We start from the raw sequence: 10,254 nt of genomic DNA on the forward strand, positions 1-10,254 counted from the left end.
TGGTTCCACAGCACAAGACAGGCGCAGGTCGCGATCAATGTTTGGCTCAAGCAATACAATCGGATCAGGCCCCATCACGCATTAGGTATGCGCCCTCCGGTGCCTGAAACCCTAATAGAGAAAACGAAAATTACTGGTACTGAAATTGGGGGCTAGACAAGATATCCTGCATCAGAGAAACTGGAGATCATCCGGTTGGTCGAAGAAAGCCATCTCTCAGCGCGTCTGACATTGGCCAAGCTGGGTATCCCTCGCACAACGTTCTATCGCTGGTATGATCGATATCTGCAGCGCGGTGAGGCTGGATTGCAGGATCAATCCCCCAAGCCAAAGCACGTTTGGAACCGCGTGCCTGACGAGGTGAAGCGGAAGGTTGTCGACTTCGCCTTGCAGGAAACAGAATTGTCACCGCGCGAACTAGCAGTGACGTTCACGGATCAGGAACGCTACTTTGTCTCAGAATCTACAGTGTATCGCGTGCTGAAGGCCCATGATCTGATCACCAGCCCTGCATTCATCGTCATCAAAGCTGCCAGTGAGTTCAAAGACAAGACAACTGGGATCAACCAGCTTTGGCAAACGGACTTCACTTACATCAAAGTATTGGGCTGGGGCTGGTTCTATCTCAGCACGGTCCTCGACGACTACAGCCGCTACATCGTCTCCTGGAAGCTCTGCACTAACATGCGGGCTGAAGACGTTACCGATACGCTGGATCTCGCATTGCAGGCGTCTGGTTGCGGCCAAGTTCATGTTGTTCACAAGCCACGTTTACTTAGCGACAACGGATCCAGTTACGTCTCGGGGGACCTGGCTGAATGGTTGAAAGACAAAGGCATGAAGCACTCTCGCGGCGCGCCTTACCATCCGCAAACCCAAGGCAAGATCGAGCGGTGGCATCAGACATTGAAGAACCGTATCTTGCTGGAAAACTACTTCTTGCCCGGTGACCTCGAAGCTCAGATCGAAGCCTTCGTCGATCACTACAATCACCAACGTTATCACGAGAGCATCAACAACGTCACACCCGCTGACGTCTACTTCGGGCGTGACAAAGCCATTCTAAAACAACGCGAAAGGATCAAACGAAAGACACTCGAAGCGCGACGCTTGCATCACCGCCAGCACGCCGCATAATCAAACCAACCAGATGAGCCAAGCACTCTCTTAGTTTAGGCCGCCTTTGGACCCAAAAACTCTGCCGACGCACAGTGCTCCCTACAGAATAGCCTTTGCGATCCTGTGGGGATACTAAGGGTTAAATCACCTGCGCAAAACGGGGATCAGAAACCATCTTGTTGATAGCTTCAGATAGTGCGCGATTGAAAGCCGTGGCAGTGTTGCCGCAGGCTGCAACTGCAGTAAAACTTGTACTAAACTCTGTCACAGATTGCACTGTAAAGCCCGATGAGCGCGTGGAATAGACTTGGAGTCCAATTGTCCATTTCCCACTCATTGAATCCGGAGTCAGGGCGACTACGTTGATGTTAATTGGAGTGGCACCTACTTTGTAGACTCCGCCTGCAAGTAGTTCTGTTTGAACGGCTTGCTTGATAGTTTGAGCCACATTATCGCCGCCACCCAAGTCGAGGGGGCCTGCTAAACGGCATGTTGGGCGAGGCTGTATACCTTCAGCAAGTCGAACTTCTCCTACGGTCGCGCGTTCACCGCGTGCCGCCAGTTGCTGCAAGGAAATAGTGTTAGCTGCGTTGCTCTGATATTGTTGAGCAGTGTACGTATCGCAAGCACTTAGGCTAAGTGCCATAAGTGCAGGCAATGCAATTGCCTTAATTTTCATCATGTTCTCCCTCTAAATAGCCATGACAATGCATGCTCGGCGAATTTTGTAAATTGCTCAACGTCGATACCATCCATGCTCACTCTAGCTATGTGACTTAAACGCGTCATTTCAGCCTGAACGCAATCCAAAAGCTATTGGACCGTGTTGAGCAGCGGCTATTTTGGAACGGTCAATTTGGGATCGGGGCTAACCTTCACTTCAATTGTACGGCTCACCACGAATGAGGATTTTTGAAACGTGCGCTATACTATGGTGCCTCCTAAACCTCAAACCGCGCGCTTACCAAAGGTAACGTTATATAGGGTGCAGGCTGGCTCGCAGGTCCCCTTTGGGTTTCCTATATAAGATACGGTAAGGACGAGCCACATCACGCGCCCATAGAATACCCTACATAGAAACACGAACCTTGCCCCTAGCCTCTGCCCATCATTACCAAGAAAACTATTGTAGTGAAATTTAGACTGGAAACTTCTTTGAAATTTTGCTGGTATGTTTGCACAAATGGGAGGTTTTCAATGAAATTTATTATTCTAGTCGCAGCCACCGTAGCGACGTTCTCTTTTTCTACGATAGCAGCTGACGCTCACGGTGGGGGGTGTCGAAAAGCCTCTCCCCCAGGCCAATGCTGCCATGCCGATAATAGTAACGGCGGAAGAGTACACTGCCACTGATTGCACAAATCCGTAGGTTGTCACTCTGCCTCGTTACACGCGCCAGCATCAGAGCCTAAAGTCTTAGGTACTGCGGTATCGCCCATTAGACTTTAGCGCTCCGAGAGGTTGTGTTTACTGAACAACTTACTTTCAGCGTTATCGGCCAAGCCGCTAGAGGCTCCACATTCCGTGGCCAATTATATGGAGCCTTTGGGAACTCGTGGCGTACCAGAGAAGGCAATCCAGCTATCATCTAAAAGAGACATATAGCCATGTTGTCTCTTACGTTCACTCAATGGCCCAACGCTAAACCTATGTTAGGTACAGCACCCCAAAACAAAGCTGCATAACTTATGTAACGTTACATAGGGTGCTTGCTGCCCCCCCTTACATAGGAGCGACTGATCTTGCCCCCAGTGCCTGCCCATCATTACCGCGAAACCTATCGCGACGCCGATCTGGACTGTCCGTCGTCAGAGTTTTTGGCACCAATGGCGGCCTAAACTAAGAGAGAGTTCGGCTCATCTGGTTGGTTTGATTATGCGGCGCGTTGCCTGTGATGCAAGCGTCGCGTTTCAAATGTCTGCCGTTTGATCCTTTCTCGGGCACTGCTGCACGGAATCCTCAAGCGTTGCCACCATATCTAGCCCGACAAAGCGAGTCAGCAAAGTTTGTGTCATGGGAGTCGTTCCTTTCCATGCCCCCTACCGGGCGCTTTGAATTTATAACGCAATCACAGCTCGGCCCGGGGGGCAGAGCTAGACGATTATGCAAAAACTCGAAGGGATAAGGCTATCGTCTTGAGACAAGCACATCAGATCGCAGGAGCGCCGCCGTCGACTGACGACCTCCCCTCGGACTTAAGAACATCATGAGGACAACGAGCGCTATCTGCCCAAAAAGAAGAACCGTAAAATTAATTCAAGGCAATCCTACCGGGTCCAGCAGGCTGCTGGTCGCAGGGATCGAGTAATGGGGGTGCCCCATTGCTCGATTACGAGAAGGGGTCTCGGGGGTATCCCCTGAGCGAGCAGTCTTGTTGTGGTTCCGGGGTCCCGGAATTGCAACAAGACTAGTGAGTAATAGTCCAAGCAAATCTCACAAAAACGTTACTCAGACCCATGCGAGGATTTTCATGGTGATCGGCGAGACTCAGGAAAGACCTGACAACCGAGTAGAACCATGACCATCCATGCCGATTTTGACAATCCCCGTCCCGTAGATTTTGCGAAGCCGCCCATCGTTTTGCGGTTTGCGGGCCTGCACCCGAATGACCTTGGCCGCTTTGAGATGCACGACAAACGCTCGGGCGGCGATCTGTCCCATGTCAACAATGAGGCCAGCGCTCTCAATGAACAGTTGTTCGGTGCCGACGATTGGACGAAGTGCCTGCTCGCCGAGGTTGAAGACGCAAAGCGGCACAATCTTCAGGCGAATGTGAAAGCCCTGAAGGCCAAGTCCCGCAAGAAAGAAGCCCGCAAGGTTCTCGAGAAAGGTCTGGTCGATCCGTGGAAGCGCGGCCGTCATGGGCCCTTGCGGGAAGGTATCCTGACGGTGAACAAAGCATGGTTCGGCGGTACCGGCCATGAAGGGTGGGATCCCGAGCGCGTGGAGGAGTTCCGCCAGACGGCCCTGGCTTTCCTGAAACAGCACTTCCCCGATGGGCAGCTGCGCTATTCCGGCGGCCATGCGGATGAGGAGGCCTATCACATTCATTTCGTCGTGGCGGTCTGGCACGAGCGGTTCACCGTCAACCGTGGCCATCAAAGACTTCTTCAGGCCTCCGTAAATCCCTTGCTTGGAAATTATGAAAAGGCCCAGACGCTGGCGGGCGAGGCGTTTAAGAAGCTGGGCATTACGCGTGGAGCACGCAGGGCCGAGGCGCGCCGTGCGGCCAAGGCCGCCGGTGCCCCCCTGCCAGAAAAGCCGCGGCATATCCCGCCATCTGAATGGCGGGCCAAACAGCGCGACCAGGCGCAGGCAGAAGCGAATAAGATTATGGACACCGCAGCGAAAAAAGCTGACGCCCTGATCGAGGAGGCAAGCGAGCGTAAAACAAAGGCTGCGTGTGAGGCGCAGGAGGCATTGAAGACATTGAAGACAGCTCAAATCAAAGCCACCGCGCACATTGAAGCGGGGCGGGAACTGAGCGACGTTACGATCCGCAAATCGCGCAAGCGCGCGATCAAGGAGGCACGCAAGCGCAAAGCAAAGGCTGAGCGTGAGGCGCAAAAGGCATTGAAGACAGCTCAGATCAAAGCCTCTGCACACATTGAAAGGGGGCGTGGACTGGGCGACGTTGCGATCCGCAAATCGCGCAAGCGTGCGTCTAAAGAGGCGCGCGAGCTCAAAGCAAAGGCCGCGCGTGAGGTGGCTGTGGAGACTCGCCGCACGGACAAGTTGGCGAAGCAGGCAGAGCAACTGCAAACCGCAGCCAACGCTGCCGGATTCGCACGAATTTCTGCGGAAGCCATGACCATCAGCTTGAAGCGCAAAGCAGCCGCCTATGACGAACAGATAAATGCTGCACAAAAGCAGTTGCGGGAAACAAAGGCAGAGCACGTTGCTGAAACAGAGGTGCTGGAAAATATCCGCGACGACAAAGCGGAGGCGGATACCGCCAGACAGAAAGCGCACGCAGAAGCCGAAGCTGAGATCGCACGGAGGGATCAAGCTGAAGCGAAAGCTAGGGCTGTGCAAGACGATCTGGAAAAGGCACAGGCGGCCACTAAGCTCGAATTGGATAACGTTGCTGCGGTAAAAACCGAGCGCAGGGGCGAGGAGCAGGCGTTGAGGCAGATCACAGACAGCAGGATCGCGGAAGAGGCACGTTTGGAAACCTTGCAGAAGCAGGCAAACGTCGCTGAGGTTGCCACGTCAGAGATTGAAGAGATGGTCGGCGCCGCCGAGGTTGGTCTCGACCTGATCGCGGTCGGCACGATTGTCTGGAGTGAGGATACCGCAGGCGGGCCGCGCCTCTCTTGGGGGGAGACAGCCCCCAAAGATGGGACGGAGCGCAAGCAGCTGTCCGCGCGGTTCAGGCCCGCGTTGGCCGTGGTTCGGCAGATTGCACAGTTGGTGGCACGCACCGTGCAAAAAGTTCTTGCAGCAGAAAGGCAGCAACTTGCCGAAGACGCCGCCTTCGTAGCCGCACTCCGCGAGGATTGGGATGCGGAACAGAAGGAGAGGTTGGACGATTTAAGGGGTGGGTCAGGGCCAGATTGGTCGTGATGCCCTCTAGCCGCCTTTAGAGTGCGCTAGCATACAGCAAGCCAGAGACTTCGCGTATTCCATCCATCTACGGCTCACTACCAGTGATGTTCGGATTGCCTTAGAAGAGCGCAAGTGCCCGCCCGGCCCGGATAGGCAGACAGCGCATTTGACACTGCCAATCACGCCCCCGCAGATCTAGATCAATTAGGCTTATCTTCTAAGGCCACACCGGGAGCCCTCGCTATATCACCGGCTGCCAGAAACTGAACGCCCAATCCTTCGAGCGCAGATCGAAGAGCCTCTACCGAGCGCATCTGCATTCCGCCTTTGCCGCCTTCAAACCGGCTAATCGTTGCGGGTGCGACATCTGCCAATTCAGCCAGTTCCCGGACACCTAAACGCACCGCATTCCTTGCCATTCTAAGTTGTTCAGGCGTCATAGTTGTATCCCTGTGCTAAAAAACTATTACGTGGTATTGACTATGTCAGCACACCGTGCTAAGTTTCTATCACAAGGTAATGATAATGCAAGACTTGGAGATAACATCATGGCACAGGCAACCTCCCGCACCCACGATACAATCACGATCGCTATGGGCGCCAATATGATCGTGGATCACTCTCTGACGACCTCGCTCAACCCGGCGAACGATGACCTTGGGTTCTACACTCCAACTCCTATCTCCTTGCTTTTCACAAAGCTCCTCGGCTCGCTGGCCGTTTCGATCGAGGCGGAACGCGATATCGAAGGTGTAAGCGCTGGTGATCCGGCAATCGATCACTGGCTACGAGACGCCGAGCGTGCTTGGGCAGCCGTGTCCGAGATCGGTGCAGCTTTGTGCGCGGCTCAAGTGCTCCGTGACCAAGACAGGCCACTGGTCAAGATGGCGCAGATTGTGAACGTGCTCATGGCGGCCCAAACCCTCGACGAATATCTCGCCGCACGGAAGCGGTTACACCAAATGGCTGGTCATCTGCGCTACCCGCAACAGGGAGCCACAGCACGCCGTGTCACTCAAATGCTGCGCCAGTGCCGTACCCATCTTGCCACAATGATCGACATGGATGCCCACCAGCCGGCAATCGATCCGGATGTTCAAACCGACGGCATGTTGGAGGTTTGGCGCGAAGCCTGCTGACACCCACAAACGATTTCTGACCGCAGCGCTCAGGTGCTGCGCCCCTCATTTAGCCGCCCCATCAGGGCGCGGCCCCTCTCAACTTGTCCAAGAAGGATGTTTCACATGACCAACAAAAAGACACTCCACCTGCCACGCCGCTCGCGCAATGTCCCGATGTCCGAATGGAGGACGTATGAACGCCCAATCCCGGCGGCTTGGCATGCAATGGCCAAGCGTAAGGGTTTCCGCGTCGATCGCCGCGTCCGCGATCGGTATCATGTTGCACTCGAGTGTAAGCGTTGTGGGGCGCACACGGCACATAAGGTCTATACGCTGCGGAGCGCTCAGCCGATTTGCGGCGGTTGCCGGGCGTCCCGGCAGCACCGCAACGCGACCAAGGCCGGACTGGTGTTCCACGACAGGGACGAGGCACATCGCCACTATGCCACCTACACCTTGCCCTGCGGGCACAAGACCCGCTTACAACGGGGCCGTGTAGCTCTGCTGGCCAAAGACGGCCCCCCACCGGGGCATAGTGGATATCACTGTTCGATCTGTCACGCTGAGAAACTGCAGGAAATGGCCGCAAACAATGGCTGGAGTTTAGTCGGAGCGGATCCCGAGGGAGACGCGAACTACCGCCTGCTTACACATGATGTCTGCGGTCATCGCCAGCGTGTTGCAACGGCCAACCTTGAAACAGGCAGGTTTGGCTGCGGCGGCTGTGGTGAATCTTGGGTATCGGCACCGAGCGCCCTGTATATGCTGCGCTTCAACGTGCCGGGCTTCGGCCCATGCGTAAAGCTCGGTTATAGCCGCAACCCCATGAGCCGGCTGCGTTACCAGCTCGGCCTGCGGGACGATGTGGAGGCCGAGCTGATCGATGAAGTCTCCATGCCCACGGGGCAGTCTGCCTTGCAGGTCGAGAAAGGTTTGCATCGGCACCTGCAGACATACCACTCGGACAAGGTGATCCCCACTATCGATCTGATAGATTGGATCAACGTGACCTCCGAGATCTACACTGCCCACGCAGAACCCATCATCCGCCGTATGCTCGACGACGTCGAAACATCACATGGATCCCGACCCGACCAATAAGAGGCAGCCGCGTTAGGTCGCAAATCTAGCAACACGCCCCTACTCATCGACCAGTAAAAACTGCCCCTGCACCAATCGCGGCGCAGGGGTTCTTCCTTGGAGCAACAAATTTCAGGCCAATTTGAAAGCCACTTGCCTAACTACGGATCAGATATTTACTCCGCAGACCGGCCACTCACATTCCAGAACACCCTAAACGCGAGGTTGAAGCTATGAACCTTCACAAACATGACGAAAGCAGTGCCTTTACGAACAGCGAGTTCTCCGGATTTCGCCGGAGTTATCCACATAAATCGGACTCTCGTGCTGATTTAAGAGGCGCTTTTGAGGGGCCATCTTTGGTAACCTGTGCCCAGCCTGGTCCCAGCGACCTTACATCGACACAGCTTATCAACGCCCCTGCTTTTATTGGCTTGCGGCGAACGGAGACGGCACGCCATGGCGCGCGAACGGAAGACAAACGCACAACAGGAGGACGTCCGGAAGGACGATGCCCGGCCTGTGGCGCAGGCTTCCGTGACATCCGGACTTGCCAAGCAAGGGGAGAATACGCAACATAAAGAGAGATTTCATCACTTCCTGAGGGCCCTCGCTCGCGACATGGCCCGCGCCGATCACGACCAAGACAGTTGATCGCCAACTTCGGATACCTGCTATGACCCAGCCTCTTCGCGCCGCCATCTACGCCCGCTTCTCAACCGACATGCAGCGGGATGCGTCCATCGATGATCAAATCCGCTCCTGCCGCGACTATGCTGATCGACAGGGCATCAAGGTGGTCGAGATCTATACCGACAAAGCCGTCTCAGGCGCCAGCCTGATGCGCAGCGGTATCCAGAAGCTCCTGCGGGACGCGCAGGACAATCACTTTGATGTCGTGCTGTCCGAAGCGCTCGACCGCCTGTCGCGCAATCAGGCGGACATCGCCTCGATTTACCAGAAGCTGCAGTTTCGCGATGTGATGATCGAGACCGTCAGCGAAGGCAGCATCAGCGAGATGCACATCGGCCTGAAGGGCACGATGAATTCGATGTTTCTCAAAGACCTCGCGATCAAAACCCGTCGTGGTCTCAAGGGCCGCGCACAGGCCGGTAAATCCGCAGGCGGCAAAGCCTATGGCTACAAAAACGTTCTGCGCTTTGATGCCTCCGGCGAGCCGGTCAGAGGGGACCGCAAAATCGAGCCGACCGAGGCCGAGATTGTCCGGCGGATTTTCAAGGACTATGCCGCCGGCCTGTCGCCAAGAAAGATTGCCGAAGCGCTGAACACTGAAGGCATCCCCGGTCCCACCGGACGCGGCTGGGGAACCTCGACCCTGCATGGCAACCGTGAGCGCGGCACCGGCATTCTCAACAACGAGCTCTATATCGGGCGCCAGATCTGGAACCGTCTGTGCTACGTCAAAGATCCGGACACGGGCAAACGGATCTCGCGCCTCAATCCGGAGAGCGACTGGGTCATCACCGAGGTTCCCGAGCTCAGGATCATCGATCAGGAGCTTTGGGACGCCGTGCGTGATCGCCAAGGCGGCTTGAAGGTCAAGAGCACCAACGTCCCTATCTGGGATCGTCGCCGCCCCAGAACACTCTTCTCCGGGCTTATGAGCTGCGGCAGCTGCGGTGGCGGGTTTTCCAAGGTGAACAAACATAGCTTCGGCTGCTCAACCGCCCGCAACAAAGGCAAAGCCTACTGCACCAACATGGCCATGATCTCGCAGGACGAGCTGGAACAGCTGGTGCTTGGTGCATTGCAAGACAACCTGATGAATCAGGAGGCCTTGGCCGTGTTCTGTGAGGAATACGCAAAAGAGCGCAATCGCTTGCAGGCCACAGCATCGCAAAGCCGCGATGCCGTGACCAAAGAGCTCGCCACAGTCAAAACCGACCACGCCAAACTGGTCGATGCGATCATCGCAGGTATCCCCGCCGAGCAGGTCAAAGACCGGATGTTGTCATTGGATGCGCGCCGGATCGAGTTGGAAGCCCAGCTTGAGCGAGACCCTGCCCCGTCTCCCATCCGTATTCACCCGAAGATGGCCGAGACCTACCGCGAGAAGATCACTGCGCTGGTTGACCGGCTTTCACACCCTGACGGCATGCTTGAAGCCAAAGACGCTCTGCGGGGGCTGGTGGACCGGATTGTGCTCGTGCCGACCGAGCCTGACGGCAAACTCGCGATTCACCTTGAAGGCGCCATGGCCGCGCTCTTGGCGCTCAGCTTGGGCTCCAAAAGCAATCATGGCCCGAGAAGTAAATCTCAGGCCATTGATAACATTGAAGAATTAGTGTTGGTTGCGGGAGTAGGATTTGAACCTACGACCTTCAGGTTATGAGCCTGACGAGCTACCGGGCTGCTCCATCCCGCG

At 55.6% G+C, this 10,254-nt stretch carries 7 protein-coding genes, 1 tRNA gene and 1 pseudogene; 6 read left to right on the forward strand and 3 right to left on the reverse strand.

The genetic code is table 11. From position 1 onward, the window contains the following. Both OE750_RS18225 and OE750_RS18015 read left to right on the forward strand, forming a co-directional pair. Nucleotides 1-156 (forward strand): integrase core domain-containing protein (locus OE750_RS18225; protein WP_412176247.1); only part of this gene is annotated, 156 nt, incomplete at its 5' end. 3 nt (nucleotides 157-159) lie between these two features. Beyond that, a pseudogene (locus OE750_RS18015) lies at nucleotides 160-1,137 on the forward strand (IS3 family transposase); the annotation flags it as partial. 121 nt (nucleotides 1,138-1,258) lie between these two features. Here OE750_RS18015 and OE750_RS18020 read toward each other — a convergent pair. Next, nucleotides 1,259-1,798 (reverse strand): hypothetical protein, encoded by a 540-nt coding sequence (locus OE750_RS18020; RefSeq protein WP_263765695.1) that lies wholly within the window; start codon nucleotides 1,796-1,798, stop codon nucleotides 1,259-1,261. A 1,946-nt stretch (nucleotides 1,799-3,744) separates the two neighbouring features. On the opposite strand from OE750_RS18020, the gene OE750_RS18025 reads away from it, so the two are divergent. Further along, nucleotides 3,745-5,685, forward strand: coding sequence for a plasmid recombination protein (locus tag OE750_RS18025; protein WP_263765696.1), 1,941 nt, complete (start codon nucleotides 3,745-3,747; stop codon nucleotides 5,683-5,685). A 182-nt stretch (nucleotides 5,686-5,867) separates the two neighbouring features. On the opposite strand, the gene OE750_RS18030 is transcribed toward OE750_RS18025, so the two are convergent. After that, a complete protein-coding gene (locus OE750_RS18030; protein ID WP_263765697.1) occupies nucleotides 5,868-6,107 on the reverse strand; it encodes a helix-turn-helix domain-containing protein in 240 nt (79 codons plus the stop codon). Nucleotides 6,108-6,215: 108 nt separating this feature from the next. Here OE750_RS18030 and OE750_RS18035 point away from each other — a divergent pair, with 108 nt between their 5' ends. The 3 genes from OE750_RS18035 to OE750_RS18045 all read left to right on the forward strand — a co-directional run bounded on the left by OE750_RS18035 (nucleotide 6,216) and on the right by OE750_RS18045 (nucleotide 10,221). Continuing rightward, nucleotides 6,216-6,806: a hypothetical protein gene (locus OE750_RS18035; protein WP_263765698.1), complete on the forward strand. Its 591-nt coding sequence runs from the start codon at nucleotides 6,216-6,218 to the stop codon at nucleotides 6,804-6,806. A 105-nt stretch (nucleotides 6,807-6,911) separates the two neighbouring features. Then, nucleotides 6,912-7,889: a GIY-YIG nuclease family protein gene (locus tag OE750_RS18040; RefSeq protein ID WP_263765699.1), complete on the forward strand. Its 978-nt coding sequence runs from the start codon at nucleotides 6,912-6,914 to the stop codon at nucleotides 7,887-7,889. 703 nt (nucleotides 7,890-8,592) lie between these two features. Beyond that, complete coding sequence (locus OE750_RS18045) at nucleotides 8,593-10,221, forward strand: recombinase family protein (RefSeq protein WP_263765700.1); 1,629 nt, start codon at nucleotides 8,593-8,595, stop codon at nucleotides 10,219-10,221. On the opposite strand, the gene OE750_RS18050 is transcribed toward OE750_RS18045, so the two are convergent. Next, a tRNA-Met gene (locus OE750_RS18050) sits at nucleotides 10,178-10,254 on the reverse strand. The genes OE750_RS18045 and OE750_RS18050 overlap by 44 nt on opposite strands.

It is taken from the genome of Lentibacter sp. XHP0401 (assembly GCF_025751535.1).
In the GTDB taxonomy this organism is placed as follows: Bacteria; Pseudomonadota; Alphaproteobacteria; order Rhodobacterales; family Rhodobacteraceae; genus Lentibacter.

Excerpts from the sequence above, each read along its gene's own strand:
- OE750_RS18020 (WP_263765695.1), bottom strand. The coding sequence starts at position 1,798 with ATGAAAATTAAGGCAATTGCATTGCCTGCACTTATGGCACTTAGCCTA.
- OE750_RS18025 (WP_263765696.1), top strand. The coding sequence starts at position 3,745 with ATGCACGACAAACGCTCGGGCGGCGATCTGTCCCATGTCAACAATGAG.
- OE750_RS18030 (WP_263765697.1), bottom strand. The coding sequence starts at position 6,107 with ATGACGCCTGAACAACTTAGAATGGCAAGGAATGCGGTGCGTTTAGGT.
- OE750_RS18035 (WP_263765698.1), top strand. The coding sequence starts at position 6,216 with ATGGCACAGGCAACCTCCCGCACCCACGATACAATCACGATCGCTATG.
- OE750_RS18040 (WP_263765699.1), top strand. The coding sequence starts at position 6,912 with ATGACCAACAAAAAGACACTCCACCTGCCACGCCGCTCGCGCAATGTC.
- OE750_RS18045 (WP_263765700.1), top strand. The coding sequence starts at position 8,593 with ATGCAGCGGGATGCGTCCATCGATGATCAAATCCGCTCCTGCCGCGAC.